This window comes from Streptomyces bugieae, from assembly GCF_036352915.1.
GTDB lineage: Bacteria > Actinomycetota > Actinomycetes > Streptomycetales > Streptomycetaceae > Streptomyces > Streptomyces endophytica.
This window is the reverse complement of record NZ_JAZBJP010000002.1, coordinates 40433-58738: the sequence shown is the minus strand read 5'-3', so window position 1 is coordinate 58738 and position 18306 is coordinate 40433. Positions and strand designations below refer to the sequence as shown.

The 18306-nt window shown below is 67.9% G+C and carries 19 protein-coding genes; 10 read left to right on the top strand and 9 right to left on the bottom strand.

Translation table 11 applies throughout. From position 1 onward, the window contains the following. Window positions 1-24: 24 nt before the first annotated feature. Window positions 25-642, bottom strand: coding sequence for a VC0807 family protein (locus V2J85_RS05450; protein ID WP_261958026.1), 618 nt, complete (start codon window positions 640-642; stop codon window positions 25-27). Window positions 643-1614: 972 nt separating this feature from the next. Here V2J85_RS05450 and V2J85_RS05445 point away from each other — a divergent pair. Together V2J85_RS05445 and V2J85_RS05440 are read left to right on the top strand one after the other, a co-directional pair. Beyond that, window positions 1615-2928: a multicopper oxidase family protein gene (locus V2J85_RS05445; protein ID WP_330820786.1), complete on the top strand. Its 1314-nt coding sequence runs from the start codon at window positions 1615-1617 to the stop codon at window positions 2926-2928. A gap of 242 nt (window positions 2929-3170) precedes the next feature. Then, window positions 3171-3707, top strand: coding sequence for a hypothetical protein (locus tag V2J85_RS05440; protein WP_261958028.1), 537 nt, complete (start codon window positions 3171-3173; stop codon window positions 3705-3707). Window positions 3708-3805: 98 nt separating this feature from the next. Here the strand turns inward: V2J85_RS05440 and V2J85_RS05435 are convergent, their stop codons facing one another. The 3 genes from V2J85_RS05435 to V2J85_RS05425 form a co-directional block, all read right to left on the bottom strand. Further along, window positions 3806-4429, bottom strand: coding sequence for a histidine phosphatase family protein (locus tag V2J85_RS05435; protein ID WP_261958029.1), 624 nt, complete (start codon window positions 4427-4429; stop codon window positions 3806-3808). Between the two features lie 200 nt (window positions 4430-4629). Continuing rightward, window positions 4630-5184, bottom strand: a complete 555-nt coding sequence (locus tag V2J85_RS05430) for a DUF4262 domain-containing protein (protein ID WP_330820785.1) — start codon at window positions 5182-5184, stop codon at window positions 4630-4632. Between the two features lie 280 nt (window positions 5185-5464). Beyond that, entirely contained in the window at window positions 5465-6088 is a 624-nt protein-coding gene (locus V2J85_RS05425; RefSeq protein ID WP_261958031.1) for a TetR/AcrR family transcriptional regulator, read from the bottom strand. 126 nt (window positions 6089-6214) lie between these two features. On the opposite strand from V2J85_RS05425, the gene V2J85_RS05420 reads away from it, so the two are divergent. Beyond that, window positions 6215-6886 carry a DUF998 domain-containing protein gene (locus tag V2J85_RS05420; RefSeq protein WP_330820784.1) on the top strand — a complete coding sequence of 224 codons (672 nt, stop codon included), beginning with the start codon at window positions 6215-6217 and terminating at the stop codon, window positions 6884-6886. A 117-nt stretch (window positions 6887-7003) separates the two neighbouring features. Next, window positions 7004-7216: a DUF4287 domain-containing protein gene (locus tag V2J85_RS05415; RefSeq protein ID WP_261958033.1), complete on the top strand. Its 213-nt coding sequence runs from the start codon at window positions 7004-7006 to the stop codon at window positions 7214-7216. 134 nt (window positions 7217-7350) lie between these two features. On the opposite strand, the gene V2J85_RS05410 is transcribed toward V2J85_RS05415, so the two are convergent. Next, complete coding sequence (locus tag V2J85_RS05410; protein ID WP_330821404.1) at window positions 7351-7806, bottom strand: GNAT family N-acetyltransferase; 456 nt, start codon at window positions 7804-7806, stop codon at window positions 7351-7353. A 496-nt stretch (window positions 7807-8302) separates the two neighbouring features. Between V2J85_RS05410 and V2J85_RS05405 the strand changes: the two genes are divergently transcribed. Further along, entirely contained in the window at window positions 8303-9547 is a 1245-nt protein-coding gene (locus V2J85_RS05405; RefSeq protein ID WP_330820783.1) for a methyltransferase domain-containing protein, read from the top strand. A gap of 80 nt (window positions 9548-9627) precedes the next feature. Further along, on the top strand, window positions 9628-10374 hold the full coding sequence (locus tag V2J85_RS05400; RefSeq protein ID WP_330820782.1) for a hypothetical protein: 747 nt from the start codon (window positions 9628-9630) through the stop codon (window positions 10372-10374). A gap of 170 nt (window positions 10375-10544) precedes the next feature. Here V2J85_RS05400 and V2J85_RS05395 read toward each other — a convergent pair whose 3' ends face one another. Continuing rightward, window positions 10545-10907, bottom strand: coding sequence for a hypothetical protein (locus V2J85_RS05395; protein WP_261958037.1), 363 nt, complete (start codon window positions 10905-10907; stop codon window positions 10545-10547). 123 nt (window positions 10908-11030) lie between these two features. On the opposite strand from V2J85_RS05395, the gene V2J85_RS05390 reads away from it, so the two are divergent. Continuing rightward, entirely contained in the window at window positions 11031-11738 is a 708-nt protein-coding gene (locus V2J85_RS05390) for a carbon-nitrogen hydrolase family protein (RefSeq protein ID WP_330820781.1), read from the top strand. Window positions 11739-11820: 82 nt separating this feature from the next. On the opposite strand, the gene V2J85_RS05385 is transcribed toward V2J85_RS05390, so the two are convergent. Together V2J85_RS05385 and V2J85_RS05380 are read right to left on the bottom strand one after the other, a co-directional pair. Then, a complete protein-coding gene (locus tag V2J85_RS05385; RefSeq protein WP_261958039.1) occupies window positions 11821-12039 on the bottom strand; it encodes an EF-hand domain-containing protein in 219 nt (72 codons plus the stop codon). Window positions 12040-12334: 295 nt separating this feature from the next. After that, window positions 12335-12982, bottom strand: coding sequence for a class I SAM-dependent methyltransferase (locus tag V2J85_RS05380; protein ID WP_330820780.1), 648 nt, complete (start codon window positions 12980-12982; stop codon window positions 12335-12337). Between the two features lie 327 nt (window positions 12983-13309). Here V2J85_RS05380 and V2J85_RS05375 point away from each other — a divergent pair, with 327 nt between their 5' ends. The 3 genes from V2J85_RS05375 to V2J85_RS05365 all read left to right on the top strand — a co-directional run bounded on the left by V2J85_RS05375 (window position 13310) and on the right by V2J85_RS05365 (window position 15404). Then, entirely contained in the window at window positions 13310-13837 is a 528-nt protein-coding gene (locus tag V2J85_RS05375; protein ID WP_261958041.1) for a hypothetical protein, read from the top strand. A 468-nt stretch (window positions 13838-14305) separates the two neighbouring features. Continuing rightward, on the top strand, window positions 14306-14509 hold the full coding sequence (locus V2J85_RS05370) for a hypothetical protein (protein ID WP_261958042.1): 204 nt from the start codon (window positions 14306-14308) through the stop codon (window positions 14507-14509). A 334-nt stretch (window positions 14510-14843) separates the two neighbouring features. Then, a complete protein-coding gene (locus V2J85_RS05365; RefSeq protein ID WP_261958043.1) occupies window positions 14844-15404 on the top strand; it encodes a cysteine hydrolase family protein in 561 nt (186 codons plus the stop codon). Window positions 15405-16851: 1447 nt separating this feature from the next. On the opposite strand, the gene V2J85_RS05360 is transcribed toward V2J85_RS05365, so the two are convergent. Continuing rightward, window positions 16852-18291 (bottom strand): MFS transporter, encoded by a 1440-nt coding sequence (locus tag V2J85_RS05360; RefSeq protein WP_330820779.1) that lies wholly within the window; start codon window positions 18289-18291, stop codon window positions 16852-16854. Window positions 18292-18306: the final 15 nt, after the last annotated feature.

Sequence of the window (18306 nt, the reverse complement as noted above, 5' to 3'; positions counted from 1 at the left end):
GAGCGCAGCCTCCTGCAACGTGCTTCAGCCGGTCGCCGCAGCGGCGCGTTCCTCACCCCTGCGCCGGGCCCGCTTGCTGTACATCATCGTCCACAGAACGAGGGCGCCGAGCACGCCGTAGATGAGAATCGGGCTCAGGACGGCCACAGTGCCGGCGCCCAAGACGTAGGCCAGCGCGATCCGGGCTGCTGCCTCCAGGCAGTAGGCCACGCCCCAGACCGTCGTCATCGTCCGTGTGGTCCTGCGGAATCCTTCGTGCTGCCACAGGTCGTTCCACCAGGCGGTGCTCGCCGCAGTGCCGTCGGTGGCGAACTTGCGGCCGAAGTAGAACATCAGGGGGCGCGGCGCCAGCAGCGTCGCCAGGCACAGCAGCCCGAACAACCCGGTGATGGCCGAGTCCTTGATCAGCAGAGCCTGGACCGAGTGGGGGCCGACGAGCGTCGCCGCAGCGGTGATCACCAAGAACACCAGGGTCACCACGGCGAACTCGTCGAGACGGCGTCGCCATATGAGGTGGACGACGCTGTCGAGAACCGGCCAGGCACCGCTTGCCAGCAGTGCCGCGAACTCGCTCCAGCCCTGATCGCGCAAGACGTTGCACGTGATGATCGGGGCGGCCACATTGAGCGCGATGGTGAGCACCCAGCCACCAATGGCGGCGCCTTGGGACCGGGCGGGTGGCCCAGGGCGTTCATCGGCTTGTGCCGCTGAGGTCTCCGGCGTGCCGGGTCTGTCTTCTGGTCTGGTCGTGTGGTCGTGAGCGAGCACGGTCCCCCCTGAAAGTTCTTGGTGTGTGGTCAGGGGAACGCCAAACAGGCGCGTGGCAGGAGACGAACTCCCCAGGCCACGCGTCAGCCCCCCGGTAGGGCGTGATCATGCATGACCGAAAACCATCTGCGCAACTGCCCCTTGGGACTGGGTCCTACGTGACGTGGTGGAGCAGGCGTTTGCGACGGCAGAGGGGCACCACGAGCGGGAGAAAGGCGAGGTAGTTGCGGAGATCTCGTTCGCGGCGGGGCAGAGTTTTCGGTGGCCGGACAGTCAGGGGAGGGGGCGTTCGATGAGGCGAGGACGCCGTCCCGTCGATGGCTGATCTTCGCCCCCTTGAGTGCGATGCGGACGCCGATGCCGATGCCGATGCCGAATCCGATGCCGATGCGCTTCCACGGTGTCATTGACGGTGATCTCCTTGCCCACGGGCACCTCATGCGCGCACCTGCGCTGCACCTGGAAGTCGCCCTTCGGTGGGAGCGGCTGCGGACGGGATCAACGAGTTCGGCGCACCGGGTGAAGCGGGTTTAACGGGTATTCGGAATGGCAGCCATAGTTTGATGCCGAGTCCGATGTCTGCCGGACTACTGCCGAGATCGGCTCAATGAGTGGCTTTCCCGGACCGGAACGGCATGCGGCAGCAACGTTGTGAACCAGCCTTGTATCCCTTGGGCGTTGGGTGAGGCGACGGACGGCTGGAGACGATGTTCGGGCGAAGGAAATTGCTCATGGCCGGTGCCACGGCTGGTGCCATGGGGGGGGGGTGCGGCCATGCTTTCACGGAGTTTCCTGGGAGCTCAGGATGCGTCGTCGACTCACGGGACAGGGCCTGCGGATACTTCGGTGACGCAGACCCCTCCGCTGGCGAAGTACGTTGACCCACTGCCCAGGCCGATGACGGCCATCTCGGATCCTTCCGTCTATCCGGGCGCCGACTACTACGAGATCACGATGCGGCAGGGTTCGTGGCGCTTCCACCGGGACGGCTCGCTCGCCTACACCATGACCCAGAGGGAAGGCGAGGACACCCCGGTCGTCAACGGGAAGGCGTACCCTTTCCTGGCCGTCGAGCCGCGACGCTACCGGCTCCGCATTCTCAACGCTTCGAACGAGCGTTTCTGGCGGCTGCGGTTCGAGGTTCCCAGGGACGTACTGCCCCAGCCCACCTTGCCGTTCTGGCTGATCGGCACCGACGGCGGCCTGCGTACTCCGCTACAGATGCTGAACTTCCTGATCTCGCCGGCCGAGCGGTACGACCTCATCGTGGACTTCAGCCAGATGCCCATGGGCACGAACGTCACCTTGACGAACTACCACGCGCCGGTCCACCACCCCGGAATGCCCGGCATGGGGCCGGTCATCTTGGAAATCATGCAGTTCCAGGTCACCAAACGATTGTCCGGAGGCGCAGACAAGACGACGCCGCCCAAGAAACTCCAGCTGCCGGCGGCCACACCCATCGAGCTGAAACCGGGCACCCGACGGCGGGAATGGGTCACATATCAGCATGAGCTCTTCGGCACGATGACGTTCAACGCGGTGCCCTTCATGGAGCCGTCCCAGGACTTCATCAAGGTGGGCTCGGCGGAAGTCTGGGAGTACATCAATCCCCACCACGACGCCCATCCGATGCATGTCCACCTCGTCAACTTCCAGGTGCTGAACAGGCAGCCGATCGACGCAGCCGGTTACCAGGCGGATTACGAAAAGTGGCTTGACGGTGGCCGCAAACCGGAGAACCGGCCGGTGTTGGCGAACTATCTCACCGGCCCACCAATTCCGCCGGACCCGGACGAGGCACAGTCCGACAAGGACACCTTCAAGTCCTGTCCGGAGACGGTGACCAGGATCATCGTTCAGGAATTCAGTCCGCCCACGGATACGATCGCGTCGATCCCGGGCAGCGGCACTCAGCTTCCGGCGACGTACGTCCATCACTGCCACATCCTTGAACACGAAGACGACGACTTGATGCGCCCGTGGACGATCGTCGGCCACGGCGACCATGCCGATGGCGACCACAATCAACGCCACAGCCAAAGCCACAGCCAAAGCCACAGCCACAGCCAAAGCCACAGCCAAAGCCACAGCCACAGCCAAAGCCACAGCCAAAGCCACAGCCAAAGCCGTAACCACGGCCGCAGCCACGGCCACTGACGGGATCGACCCACCCGCATGTGCCGGTCCGCCTCCAAGGGGCGGGCCGGCGCTGACTCCGTGGCTCGCCCCTGCCCCGGATCCTGGCGCGTACGGCGCCCGCACAAGGACGGATGCGCTCGGCCCTCGAATGCCGCCCCGCCACACACTGTCGGTCTGACGAACCGGAGCCTGTCCCTCGGGAAGCCCACACACGACAACTGTGGTTTACAGATTGAGGAGTTGGTAACTAAAGTTGTCGCATGACCTCATTCGAGATCACTCCGGAAGAACAGGTAGAGCTAGACAAGGCTCTCCACGACGCCCTCAATCCCCTCGCGTCGGCCATGCGCTCCCGGGCGTCGGGGCTGCCTGAGGACCGCATGTGGGAGGCGGACCCCGTCGAGGTGACGCTGTCCGTGCTGGCTGCATGGAAGGTCGTGGACGCAGAAGTCAAACGGCTGACGGCGATCGCAGCAGGCACCGCTGGGTCCTACGGAGCGAGTTACGAACAGATGGGTGCCGTGTGGGGCATCACCCGGCAAGGCGCCCGCAAGAAGTGGCCCGAAGCCGTCAGCCGCCCGGCCACCACAGCGGCGCGGACGAGCGGCGCACTCGAACTGTGCGGCGGAACGGCCGAACTGACGCAGGAGGACTCGTCCGGCGGCTGGCGGTGGACCGGCAAAGGCGCGGACGGAACGCATGGGGCCGCCGACGCCGGCACCTGGTACGTGACGAAGGAGGAGGCTGCGGCCCATGCGGGGGCCTTCCTGAAGGAGCACGCCCTCAGCCAGGCTTAAGGTCTGCCTCTTCGGTCATCTGCGGATCCAGAGGAGGTTGGCGGCGAGGTGGGGTCCGGCCTGGTAGGCGATGGTGGGCATCGGCCCGGCGAGCCCATTCAGATGTGCAGTTCGGGGGGAAAGCCCGTCCAGCGCAGCGCGGCGGGCAGATGTCGCATGTCGTTGGCGATGAGGACGGAGGCCGGCCGACCAGGCGCGTATCGGATGACCGTAAGTGCCGCGTTGCAGTGATTGAGGCCGAGCCAACGCCACTTCGGCGCATGCATGGCGTCCCGGACCAGCCAGGCGACGAGGAAGTTGTGCGTGACGACCAACTCGTGCCGGTCCTCCTCGCCGTCCACCGGTCCGGTGAACAGATCCAGCGCCTGGCGGGCGAGCGCAGGTCCGTGTTCCCGCTCCTCGTCAGTGGCACCAGCGAGGAAGCGGAGATAAAAGTCTGCCGATTCCTCCGGAAGCTCGCCCCTTGCTGGCATATAGGGCACGTAGTCACCGGCAACTTCCGAGACATGCAGAGGGACGCTCTTCAGTTCGTCGGCAATCAGACGCGCGGTCTCCTCCGCCCGCGGCAGCGGACCGTGGTGAACAGTTGCGAAGGGGGTGTCCCGGAGGCGTTGGCCGAGCAGCGTGGCTTGCCGACGGCCAACCTCTGTCAGCCTGCTCTCGTCCGGCGACGCCTCGCCGTGCCGGACGAGATAGAGGTAGCGGGTGGCCGTGCCGGTCATCTCGATCTCCTCTGCCCACTGGCGATCTTGTGCATCGCATCAATGGACGTTGCCTCCCTCAGCGCCGGTTCCCTTGTCCCACGCTGATCGGCAGGACCTCCACACCCTCGTTGCCGGCATCGGCCGAGACCGCGACGCCGTCCACGCCGGAGTCGTCCTGCGCTCGGCTTGCCCTGCCGTTGGGAAAATCGTCGCGAACCTCAACCGGTGGCGAGTTCAGTCCAGACCCCTGCCGGGTGCTCGGCCGGCTTCAACCACAACTGCGGCTGGGACTGCTGGTACTGCTCTTTGGTTCCCGGCTGCCAAAGGAAGCGGCCGTCCGCGTCCGGCCACACCACTTGCAGGACCGGGAACGGAGGCCGCCGGTAGTAGGAAATCGCGAGCCCGAAGAACTCCCGGTACCAGCGGAGATCCGCTGCCTTCAGGATGACGGACCGTTCCTCGATGACGCCGTGGCATTCCATGCCGCTCTCCAGCACAGCCCCAGCGGCAGCCTTGCGCCCGAGGGAGTTGAGCAGCACGTGCATTGTCTGGAGTTCCAGCCCGAACATGGCAAGCTCAGGCGTCCCGTGCGTGTGCCAGAGCCCGATCGTGTACGCGAAGCCCGGCCCTTCGTCGTCGGCAGGCACCATCACGACATTCCAACCGTGCTCCTCAACCTGCTCGACAGTCCGCAGGTCCAGGCGATCGGCCTCTGCCCGATCCCCGTAGTCATGGCAGATCACGCAACGGCAGGCAGGACGGTCGTGAGGCATGCCGGTGAGAGTACCTTGCGCGTCTCCGGCCGCACTTCGGCCCAGGCAATGATGTCCGCAGCCGCGTTCCGGGTCCTGCCTGGTCACGCCCGGTGGCCCATCACGGAAGCGGTGCAACACCCCGCGAACGGGCAGCACTTGTCCAGGGGGCGGGTCGGGAGGTAGGGGAATTCCGCCGGGATTCGACGTGGTCAAGGGCTCGGACAGCGACAGCCGGTTTCTGGACGCGCGGTGGGGGACATGCGCGCCGGCATGGGATGGCCGGGCTTGGTGGCTGGGGTCAGCGGTAGGCGGCGAGGAAGGCCCGGATGCCGGCGTCGGCGTAGTGGTCGAGTTCGGTCTGGGTGTGCTGTGGGCCACCGTGGAACATCGCCTTGTTCACCGGGATCCACAACAGCAGGCCGGAGAAGTGGTTCGCGGCCAGGAGCGCATCGTCGATACGCAACAGGCCTTGGTCGGCGAGGCGTTGGAAGGCGTCGGCCAGGGTGGTGAGTACCCGCTCGAAGCCCTGCTCGTACCAGGCGGCGCCCAGGTCGGGGAAGGTGTCGGCGTTGGCGATGATGAGCCGTCGCAGCTGGAGTACCTGGGGCTGGTTGAGTGTGGTGAGGAACTGGCGGGCCAGCCGGATCAGGTTCTCTTCCAGGGAATCGGCGTCGGCGGGAATGTCGGACACCAGGTCGATCATGGCTTCGACCCGGTCGGTGGTGGCCAGGATGATCTCGGAGAACAGCTTCTCCTTGTCGGCGAAGTGCTTGTAGACCGTCTGCTTGGAGACGGCTGCCTGCTTGGCGATGTCGTCCATGCTTGTGCCGGCGTAGCCCTTCGCCATGAAGGCCGCCGTCGCGGCCTCCATGATCGCCTGGTGCTTGCGCGCGGACCGGCCGCCGGGTTCGTTCGCTTCCATGTCTCCTCCTTGGTTCGAGACCCAACAGTACTGGACAGTCCAGTTCTTCTTTGAGTACTGTACCGTCCAGTTCTTCGGTACTGAACCGTCCAGTTCCGAGCTTGGACTCGGCATAGGGGGATCTCCATGACTCAGGCGATCGACGCTCCGTTCGCGCATCGCGCTGTCTCCACTCCGCTCGCCACCCGCGCCCTGCTGGTCGCCGGCGCCGCGGCGGGCCCGCTGTTCCTCGGCGTCGGGGTGATCGAAGGCCTCACCCGCAACGGCTTCGACTTCACCCGAAACGCGATCAGCCAGCTCAGCCTCGGCTCCCCGGGATGGATCCAGGTCGTCAGCTTCCTGCTCACCGGCGTGCTGATCACAGCCGGCGCGGTAGGAATCCGCCGGGCGATCGGCCACACCGCAGGTGGCACATGGGCGCCGCGACTCATCGGAGTCTTCGGCGCATCCTTCCTACTCGCGGGGGTGTTCACCGCGGACCCCGGCGCAGGCTTCCCGGTCGGCACGCCGGACGGTCCGGCCACGTTGAGCGCACACGGATCGGTCCACATGCTCAGCGGCATGGTGGGCTACCTCGCGCTGTGTGCCGCGCTCCTCGTGCTGGCCCGGCACTTCGCCGCCCACGCTCGGCGCGGCTGGGCTCGTACCTGCCGCATCGTGCCGGTGGGAATCCTCGCCGGATTCGCCGGCTCCGCCACCACCGTGGCTGCCTTCACCGCCGGAGCAGGCCTCGGCCTGCTCATGCTCACCGCGGTCATTGCCCGGCTGGCCGGCTTGACCTCGACCTCGGAGCGGTAGCGGCTCCGGCTTCCGCCGCAACAGCAACGTCCTAAGCCCTCATGGCAGCGACGTTCCAAGCCCCCATGGAAGCGACGTTCCAAGCCCGCACGCCCAGACAGACAGGATGCCCGCGAGATGACCGCACCGGTGAAAGGCCCCGCCAGCTACTTCCCGTCGATCGAGAAGAAGTACGGCCGCCCGATCGAGGAGTGGAAGGACTTGATCCGCTCCTCGCCCCTGACCAAGCACATGGAGCTCGTCACCTGGCTCAAGGCCGAGCACGGACTCGGCCACGGCCATGCCAACGCCCTCGTCGCCCACACCCTGAGCGAACGCAACGGAAGCTGACCCGAATACGGGTTCTGCACGACCGGTGCGTCCCGCGGAACCCGTGCTCGGTCCCGGTACTGCCGGTTCTCGTGAAGATCGAACGCGCCGAACGTGGCACGCCTCGCCAAGTCGGACGCGGCTTGCGGAAGCGGTCAGAGGGCCTTGGTCATGAAGGTGCTGTTCGGGTCGTGCTGGTAGTCCGCGAAGGGTTCGCAGCGGCGGAAGCCGAACTTCTCGTACAGCCTTCTGGCCGGCAGGAAGAACTCGCCTGAGCCGGTCTCCAGGCTCAGGCGAGTGAAGCCCATGTCTTCGGCTTCGCTGAGGATGTGCTCCAGTAGCTGGGAGGCGATCCCGCTTCGCTGCCGCGTCGGCCGGGTACGCATCGACTTCAGTTCCGCGTGGTTCGTGTCCAGTCTCTTGATCGCACCACAGCCCACCAGGCTGTCGCCGTCCACGGCTGACCAGAACGTGATCTCGGGCTTCCGGAGACTGTCGAGGTCGAGCGCGTGCTTGCTCTCCAAGGGCGTGAGGGACCGCATCTGCTCGACGTGGTCGGCTAGGAACCTGGCGATCTCCGGGCCGGAGAGGTCATCTACCGCAATCTTCAACACGCCTATCCGTTCTCCGAGTTCCCGGTGGTCCCGGTGCCGCCTTGTCGTGTCTGATCCGCTTTCTGAAGTGGCGCAGATCGAGCCTACGTCGATCGATCTGGAAGTGCGAAGCCACATGTTGAAGCGGGAAGCCACAGGTTGAAGAGCGAAGCCACATGTTTCGGATCGCCCTGGTGGCGGGGCCGTCCCCCCCGCATTGCCTTCGGCTTCCGCGGCACTGGAATCCCGACGCCGCCCTCGACCAGGGCTCATGACGCTCCTGCGCGGTCTTACCGGCCGGCCCCGCCCCCACCAGCCGACTCACCACTTGGCGCCCTACACACCGTCGCTGACCTTGATTACGGTGGGCACCGCACATGGCACAAGAGATACGGGAGGGCCCGTGGACGCCTTACGCGCCAAACACCGCAGTCCCATCGGCGATGACGGCCATCAGCCCCATCGTCCCGTCCCGCCGCCACCGCCGCCGGCCCCGGACCAGAAGTAATCCACCGTGCGCGCGCCCGCGGCCACCGCCGCTCACGCCCAGCGCCTGCTGGCCCAGGTGAAGCAGTTCCTCCACCACCCCGTACCGCCCGCCCTGGAGCAGGCACTGCGCACGGTGCCTCGGCACCTGTTTCTTCCCGACCGCATCTGGCGCGGCGACGGCCAAGGCGGCTACGACCTCATCGACCGCACCGCGGAGCCCAACCGCTGGCTGGAAGCGGCGTACTCCGACGTCTCCCTGGTCACGCAGTTCGGCGACGGTCTGCCCACGTCCTCGGCCTCGATGCCGTCCATGGTGCTGCGCACGCTGCTGCTCGCAGGTCTCGACGCCCCGTCCCGCCAGCTCAGCGTGGCAGAAATGGGCACGGCCACGGGCTTCAACGCTGCCCTGCTCTGTGCCCTGCTCGGCGACCGCGGCGTCACCACGATCGAGGTGGATGCGGCACTGGCAGAACTGGGGGAGCACAACCTCCGTGCGGCGGGCTACACCCCGACGGTGATCCGCGGCGATGCCGCGGCCGGTTGGCCGGAGGGCGCACCCTACGACCTGGTCCTCGCGACGTTCTCCGTCGACCGGCTTCCTCCTGCGTGGACAGCGCAGACCGCCCCGGGCGGGCGCATCGTCACACCCTGGAACTCGGCCTGGTGTTGCTACGGCACCCTGGCGCTGACCACCCATCCGGACGGCAGCGCACAGGGCCGCTTCCACTCGTTCGCGTCCTACCTGCCCATGCGGCGCCCTCAACCCGCTCGCGGCACCCCAGGTCCGGCGGGCGCACACGATCGTCCGCAGACCTCCGCGAGCGCGCTCTCCCCGTGGGCAGTCGCCGGCGGGGACCTGGACGCCGAATTCCACGTCGGACTCGCCGTCCCGGGCGCCTCATTCGCCTGGGACACCAGCGGCACCCACGCCCCGGCGCGCCTGGAGGTCGTCGACGCCACCGGCCCGTCCTGGGCCACCGTCGACTACGACGGGCAGCGCAGCGACAGGTTCGCCGTCACCGAGTCCGGTCCGCGACGACTGTGGGAGGAGATCACCGCCACATACGACCGTTGGCTGAGACTTGGCCGTCCGGGTGTCGACCAGCACGGTCTGACCGTGGACGCCGCAGGGGTGCACACCCCATGGGTGGAGGCAACTGGACGCCGGCACACGGTGTGCCCTGCTCAGGCAGCGGAGGCCGCCGCCGAGCCGCCGGGTATCCCGGGCGAGTTCGCCGCGTCGGTGGAGGATGGATTCCCGCTGGGGTAAGCGTAGGGCCCGGCTGTGCAAGCGGCTGGGCCTGAGAGCTCCGCACGGAATGACGTGAGGCGTCACAGTAGGCTCCCGCCATGACGCTTGGGTACTGGGAACGGCACGGCTTCGACGACCCGGCGGTGGCGGCCGACCGGGACGAACTGATCAAGTCGGCGGACCAGAACCCGGACCGTTGCGCCGCCTTCCGCAACCTGCTGCGCTCCGGGCGGCGGGACGCGGTGTGCACGGCGCTGGAGTACTTCCACTACGAGGACCGGCAAGCCCGGTGGGGTTTCGGTAACCCCCTGGACGAGTACGCCGGGGAGGTGCTGGACCGGGCCCGATGGGTGCTGCGCGGGACGCCGCTGCCTGAAGCGCGAGGGCAGGACCGGGCCAGCGCGCTCTGGGCGATCCAGAACCACGCCGAGGCTGCGGACGCCCCACTGATCACCGCCGCGCTGCGCGCCGTGGACGGTGACGTCGTCGATGATGGCGCCGTGTCCGCCGCCGGGCAGTGCCTCTACGCCTGCGATGTGCCTGAGGACGGAGAACTCGTTGCCCAGCTCGGCGCGATGGCCCTGGACGAGGACCGCCCCCTGCGCGTCCGGGTGGCGTGCGCAGGGGCGCTGGCCTCGGCGGAGTCCGACCAGGCCGCCGAGATCGCGGTACGGCTGACCGACGTCCCGGAACGTGAGCTCCAACTGGCCGGCGCGCTTGTCCTCACCGCTCACCTCGACACCCATCGCCCCCTCCTCGAACGTCTGGTGGCCACCTGGCCCCCCAACACCCCCCAGGCGGACGACATCCGGGATGCCTTGGCGGAGGTCGGGGATGTGGTGTGACGTGCTCGTAGAACTCCCGACGGCGTGATCTCCGAGGTGGTGGGATCACGTTGTTGAAGCCGGACTCCCTCACAAGCAACTTCGACGACTGGCGGAAGGTGACTGTGAGTGCCGACTCCCCTCCGGAGCAGCCGGCAAGCTGACGGTAGGCGGCTGCGGCACCGATCGGGTCATGCGGAGGCCGGTGGATCTGCCTGTCCCAGCATGTCGGCGAGGGGGATGCCGGTTCGGGCTGCTGCGATGCGACGTGCGCGCAGCTGGGCTCGGGTACGGGGGCGGAACGTGGGTTCCTTGCCGCAGCCGCAGGGTTCGCGGCCCTCGTAGCGCAGTCCGGCGTCGAGTACCGCAGCCACGACGGTCCATGCCTTGGTGTTCCCGCGCCGTGGAGCCGCGAAGTCGTGGCCGGCGCAGACCATGGGCTCTGAGCATCGGGGGCATCGGTGCTCGCCGGGCCCGGGATGCCGCTTGAACGCGACGCGGCAGGGCACGCACGCGTAGTGCAGCTTGTAGGGCTTCTCGGCGTAGTAGCACATGGGGTGAACGTACCCGGCGTTGTGGCGGCCGGCGAGACGGTTGTGCCGCCCAGGCCAGGGGACGTGGTGTCGGGCGCCGCCGTCGGCAAACCGTCGATGAAGTGGGCTGGCATGCTGAGGTTCATGAAGATCGCGACAGCCCAGTTCACCTGTGTTCCTGCGGACATTTCAGCGAATGTGCAGCAGATGGCCTCCCTCGCCGATGAGGCGCGAGTCCAAGGGGCCGAGCTCGTGGTGTTTCCTGAGCTGGCGCTGACCGGGTACGAGCTCGAAGCCGTGCGTGCCCGTCGTGATCTCTGGGTGCAGCCGGACGACCCGCGGCTGGATGCGGTCAGGGCGTCCGGTGTCGCCAGCGTCGTCAATGGTGTTGCGGCCACCGAAGGAGAGCGGCCTGTCATCGAGACGTTGGTCTTCGGCGCTGATGGCGAACTGCTTACCACCTACCGCAAGCAGCATCTGTTCCAGCACGAGCAGGATGTCTTCGCGGTAGGGCAGCGTGACGGGCGATTCGAGTGCGGAGGACTTCGTTTCGCTCTGGCCACGTGTTTTGACAACCACTTCTCCGAACTGGTCGCCCGTGGCGCCGCCGATGGGTGTCAGGTGCATCTGGCCAGCTCGCTGTATGGCACGGGCGGCGGCGTGGAGGAGCTGGCGACGGTGTATCCGGGCATCGCCAAGAACTTCGGCCTGTACGTGGTGGTGGCCAACCATGTGGGCCCGGCGGGCGAGTGGACCGGCTGCGGCCGCTCCGCGCTGTGGGCTCCGGGCGGCGCCCTGCTCGCGCAGGCCGATGCTGCCACGCCCATGGTGGTCACCGCGGAGATCGGGTAGAGCGGGGCCGGCCCATCGGTGCACTGGAATCGATGGGATGACGAACCGGGTCCGGCAGGTTCATGTGCCGGACCCGGGAGTGTCAGCCATTCATGGCCGCCCAGAACTCCTCGAAGGACATCTGGCGGTCGCCGTTGGTGTCGAGCGAGTCGATCAGCTCCTGGGCCTGCGCCTCGGTGATCTGCGAGCCCTCCAACTCCGCCACGACCTTCCGGTATTCGTCCGCGGTGACCTGGCCGTCCCCGTCGAGGTCGTAGCGCTCGAAGACCTTGCGCGCCGCCGTCTCCACGATGTCTGCCATGTGCTCCGCCCTTCTGTGATCTTCACTGACATGCCCAGACTATCCGTCCGCTCGGAGAGACACGGGCGCGCCCATCCTGCCCGGTGGTTTGTCGCGCACCCCTGGCCGGGAAATCGGTCCACTGCCGGATCGGTGGCCCGAGTGGGTTCTCGGAGTCCCCTCGCCTCATGCGACCACATCGGACCGCGAGCGGGCGGTGAGCCCTGATCATGAGTCGCCACTTGATGCCGGACGGCTTCCCGTCCGGCAGGTTGGATGCCGTCGTGAGCTCGCGCGGTCGGCCGGACAGCCGTGCCTAGGCTTTGCGGGCGAGTAGTTGAACCTCTTGGAACTGCCGTCGGTCGGTGGGCTGAGGCTCGCGAACCATCCGGGCCACCTCGGCCAACCCGGACTCGCGCAGCATCGTGGCAAGGTGATCAGGCCACCACCGATAGGCCGGCGCGACGGTGTGATCGAAGACCTGCGTCGGGTGAGACGGATCATCGCTTGCCGAAAAGCCGAGCAGAAGGTGGCCGCCAGGTGCCAGCACGCGGTGGAACTCCGCCAAGATGACCGGGAGTTCTTGCGGCGGGGTGTGGATGATGGACCAACGTGAGAGTACGCCGGCCAGCGTGCCGTCAGCGATGTCCGACGCGGCCATCGAGCCCACGTCGAACCGCAGGCCCGGATAGGCCTGTCGAGCCAGCTTGATCATCTCAGGAGAGGCGTCGATACCGAACGCCGCCAGCCCCAGCTCGTCCAGATGAGCGGTGATATGGCCAGGCCCGCACCCCAGGTCTGCGACCTGGCCGTCCCCACTGGCACGTACGACCTCGGCGAAGGCGTCCAACATCGCACGGTCCAGGGGCCGGTCACGCAGCGAGTCGCGGAACAACTGCGCATAGGCGAGGGCAGCAGCGTCGTAGGCATCGCGGGTGGCACTGAGGGCGTCGTGTTCGACCATGCTCAGGACAGTAGTTCCTGGCGTTGAGTCGAGCCGAGGGAATGACGATCTTCCCTCCTGTCTGTCTGTCCGGGCTCCCGCTGGTGGCTTGGTGTGCAGCCCTGGCCGGGCAATCGGTCGACTGTCGGATCGGTGGCTCTCGGGAGGTCGAGGGCGGTCGAGGGTGGTCGGTGGGTGCCGCCGCACCAGGCGGGTGACCGTCGTACACGAATCCGGTGATGTCGTGACGATCTCAAGACATTCCACCGCCCGATTGGTGGGGATGAGTGAGGTTGGCCAGGGTTTCGGCGGATTACCCGTGAACCGCCATGCAGAAAGGGAGTGTTCATGAGGCGTATCACCCGGAAGTTCGCCGTCACCGCTGCTGTCGCTGCGTTGGTGGGTATGGCGGGAGGGGGAGCGGCGCAGGCGTTGTCACCGACTGCCGCGGCTGTGGCGGCGCCCGGCTACCACGCGCCCTCCGCATGCCGTCCGGCGAACCACACCGCCAAGATCACGGTAGGGCCTGCCACCACGGGTCACCGTCACTACCGCGTCACCCTGATCGCGGCGCCCGGGTACGAACCGTGCAGGCTTGCCGGTTCACCGACTGACGTGCGGTTCTACCACCACGGTGCCCTGAACGCGGTCACTGCCGGCCAATACGGCCCGCAGGGCGCGGTCGTGAACTTCGGTCCGGGCCATCCCGTCCACTTCGACATCCAGGTCCCGTACGGTGCCGGTGGCGCTCCCGCCGACGAGGCAACCTTCACCCTCAAGGCTCCGGACGGGGTGATCCCCGGTGAGTCCACCGCCTACGGCCCCCTCACCGTGGGCGCGGGCACCGTCATCGGTCCGGTTCGACCCGGCGCCTGACCTTCAGCCGCACACTCTGCCGGCATTCCGCAACGCTTGCTCCTGCGCAATGCCGGCGAGCCGCCCTATCCCGTTGGAGACGTAGGAGCCCGCATATGAGGACGCGGGCCAACCTTGTACGAAGCGGATCTCGCGTGTCGAAACGCGGGTGTGGTGGCCGCCCCGCCGTGCCCGACGCGCCACCTCCCGCGGCGGGCTCGGCAGGGCCCGGCGCCCGGCTCGCCGCCCGCACACAGCCGGGTGACCATGGAATACGGGACCGGTCGGGGGACCAGGCACTGGGAGGCACCCGTGGCGCACACCCCGACAACCGACGTACTGATCGCGGGCGGGATGGTCGCTACCGAGGTACCGCCGACCGGCGACGTGGGCCCGGGCACTTCCCACCGCCCAGAGTCCCGGGTCGGACTGCATACCGTCGCCGTCCTCGCCCCTGGAGCCGTACCGACGACCGCCCACCCTCTGCCCGTGCCTGGATATCACGACACCGCCGGGGAGTTCGCCCGGCTCAACCGCCGTGACGGCCCGACCGGGTTCGTCATCCGTCCGGACGGACAGCTCGGCGCCCGCTTCCCTCTCGCCGACACCGCGGCTGCCCTCTCCGACTACTTCGCGGGCCTCTCGGCGAGGTGGGTACGACACTGGCCGGACTCGATGACGGTTGTGCCCTGAGGAAGACCTCGTGACGGCGCGAAACGCGCTGGAGCGGGCCGGGTGGGTTGCACCCGACCGGCGGTCACATCGCTCTCACTCTCGAAATCTGCTACGACGCACCGGGCGGCCGAGGCGAGTGCCTCACAACTCACGCCCCGTACAGGCTTGTCTCCACCAGGCCGGGCCGGGCAGAGTCGTTCACCATGCGTCGCACGAACTGCCGGCTGGGCGCGTGTGCCCGTCTCGTCTTGCCCGACGGGCGCACCCTCACCGTGCCCGAGGCGGCGCAGGGGCCGACCATGGAGAACCCGGCCCGTTTCCATGCCGAACTGACTTCGCTCCTGGAGAGAACATGAGCAGCGCCCTTCTTGTGATGGACGTCCAACAGGCCATCGTGGACTTCGTCGATGACGGCTCCGGATACCTGCCACGGCTGCGCAGGGCGATCGACGGGGCCCGGGCGGCGAACATCCCCGTGATCTACGTGGTCATCGCCTTACGTCCCGGCTTTCCGGAAGTCGGCACGCGCAACAGGGCTCTCGCTGCCATCGCACGGGCCGGCCTCTACGTCGAGGGCGCCCCAGGCACCGAGATCCACCCTGAGGTCGCGCCGCAGCCGGGCGACGTGGTGGTCACGAAGAGACGGGCGAGTGCGTTCTCAGGCAGTGATCTCGACGTGGTGCTGAGGGCACGCGGTATCGACAGCCTCGTGCTCACCGGCATCGCCACCAGCGCTGTGGTGCTGTCGACCCTGTGTCAGGCGAACGACCTGGACTTCGGCCTCACCGTGCTGCCCGACGCCTGTCTGGACACCGACCCGGAGCTGCACCGGGTCCTCATCGAGCGACTGTTCCCGCAGTGGGCGGATGTCGTCCCCGTCGACGACTGGCTCAAGACGATCGCCCCTCAATAGCGGCAGACCAGGCGGACGACAACATGGGCGGCCGGCTTCGGCGGGCCTGCCTGTCTGCGCGCGGGGGACGCGACGCCGCTTCGTAGTTGCGCGAATCCGGGCTGTCGAAGGCGGCCTCCGGCGGCAGAGCCCGGTGGCCGGATCGAAAGGCTCGTATGAACCGTCACGGCAAGCACCGTTGCAGGGCTAGCCCTCACAAAGGGGCTTTCCGAGATTCATGGCTGTCTCGGATGCGTCCTTGTGGGTCAGGGCGACGACCAATGCCGTCAGGGGGACCATGAGGCCGGCGACGATGACGAAGAGTGTGGGAAGCCAGCTCTGCCAGCCGGAAGTGCGGGGGAGTCCACCACGCCGCTGGGCGCGGGACACAAGTAGGTGAACGAGCACTGCCGAGGTGGCCGCGAGGAGGCCGCCGTAGGCGGATGCGAAGTGCGTCCACGGCACCGCCATGTAGCGGCAGGCAGCCGACTGGTGGTGTATGTGGGCACTGGACAGCGCGAGGCATGTGGCGAAGCAGGCGATCGCGGTCAACGAGAGCAGGGGCACGGGAAGGACCTGTGTCCAGCGTAGTGCGGGGCGATGCGGTCGAGCCTCGTGCTGTGTGACTGCCTCGGCCATGCCTATCAGTACCAATCCGGGTGTGGGCGGGCGATGTGGACTTGCTGCTGTCCTTCGGCCTTTTTTCGTTGCGGGGGAGTCGGCCTTGCAGGCTCTGGATGATGTCCCCGGGCCTGGCATCGGAGCGGGGGACCGGTGCTGCGTTCCTTGACCGTGCCCACCCGTATGTCAGACACCGGCGACCCCCGTTACGTTTGCTCTTTCCCCGCACCTGGCTCTGTGCCCGGCCGGTGCTCGCTCCCTACCTGCTACCTGCACACCGTACGAAGTGGCCGACAGGACCACCAAAGACCGCCTCTGAAGGGGCGGTTCTGGATCGAAGCCGCTGAAACCGAGCGGAGCCGGAAGGGCCTGCACGAAGTTGACGTGCGCGCCCACCTGGCCGGAGGGGCGGTGGTGATCCTCCGTTGACTCGGCGACGACCGCACCACCGCCATATGGCCGGCTGAGGACGGAAACCTGGCTGTCCCGGACCACACGTAGGGGCCGAGGCGCCGGGTTCAGCCGTCCCGGCGCCAGATCGTGCTGCCCAGGTCGGCGCCGCGGACGAGCTGGACGCGCCAGGGGGCGATGCGGATCACGTGGTATTGGGGGTCGTCCGGCCCGCCGCGCCAGTAGTGGACCGGGTCGTAGCCGACGCCCGGCGGCCCGCCCCTGAGGTAGAGGTCCCAGGCGTGGCGCCGGGCACCCTCGTCTTCGGCCCAGGCAGAGACGCTGTCGACGAAGAGGGCGTTCTGCCTGGACCTCGGAGAAGTCGTGGGTCCTGGTGGCCACGAGGGGTCTCCCTTACCCAGGGGTCGGCGCGGCGGTCGCGTCCGAGGGCGGCACCTCAGATCGCGTTGTGGGTCTCCGGACGGCCCGCGCCGTCCGTACGGTCCGTGCTCACGGCCACCGGCACCGTGCCCGCCCGGCCCCCGTCCCGCAGCCCGAACGCGCCGATGGCGACGGCGAGCAGGGCGGTGGCGAGCGGGACGGCGAGGGCGGCGTGGTAGCCGTCGAGCAGGGCGGCGGGGCTGCCCGAATCCGTGGCGGCGACGTTGACCGCGGTGGCGGCGGAGAGGCCGAGCGCGGCGCCGAACTGGAAGGAGGTGTAGAGCAGGCCGCCGGCCAGGCCCTGCTCGGATTCCGCTACGCCGTCCGTGGCGACGATGGTGAGCGGTCCGTACGCCAGCGAGAAGCCGAGGCCGAGGAGGATCAGGCTCGGCAGCATCATCGGGTACGTCCAGTCGGCGCCGACCGGCAGGAACAGGCCGTACGAGAGCGCCGCCAGCAGCAGTCCGCCGAAGATCACCCGGGCGTTGCCGAACCGGTCCACGAGTTTGGGGGTGAGCGTGGGCGACAGGATCGCGTCGATGCCGATGACGATCATCGCGAAGCTCGTCTGGAGCGGGGACCAGCCGCGCAGTTCCTGGAGGTAGAGCACCACCAGGAACTGGAAGCCGAAGAAGCCGGCGGCGAAGAGCAGCCCGACGAGGTTGGCGCGGACCAGCGAACCGCGGCGGAGGATGCCGAGGCGGACGAGCGGGGTGGCGGCGCGGCGCTCTACGGCAGCGAAGGCGGCGAGGAGGGTGAGGCCGGCGGCCAGCGTGCCGGCGGTCCAGCCGACGTCCGCGTGCGAGGCGCGTTCGACCCCCAGGACGAGCAGCACGATGGCCGCGGTGACGGTGATCGCGCCCGCCAGATCGACGCCCTGCCCGGCCCGGTCCTCCTGCGGCGACTTCGGCACGAGGGCGAGCGCGGCGACCAGGAGGGCGGCGGACAGCGCGACCGGCGCGAAGAACACCCAGCGCCAGTCGGCCGCGGCGAGCAGCCCACCGACGACCAGGCCGATGGAGAACCCGCCGGCCGCGGTGCCGGAGTAGATGAGCAGGGCCCGGTCGCGCTGCGGCCCCTCCGCGAAGCTCGTGGTGATGATGGACAGGCCGGCCGGGGTCATGAAGGCGGCCGCGACACCGGTGACGAACCGAGCGGCGATCAGCATCCAGCCCTCGGTGGCGAAGCCGCCCAGGCCGGAGAAGAGCACGAAGACGGACAGCCAGAAGACGAACATCCGGCGGCGCCCGAAGAGATCGGCCGCGCGTCCGCCCAGCAGCATGAAGCCGCCGTAGCCCAGGACGTAGGCGCTCATGACCCACTGCAGCTCGCCGGTGGACATGCCGAGGTCCGCGCGGATCGACGGCAGGGCCACGTTGAGCATGGCCACGTCGATGCCCTCCAAGAAGATCGCCCCGCACAGGACGAACAACACGCCCCAGTTTCTTGCGCTCATCTGCATCTCTCGATC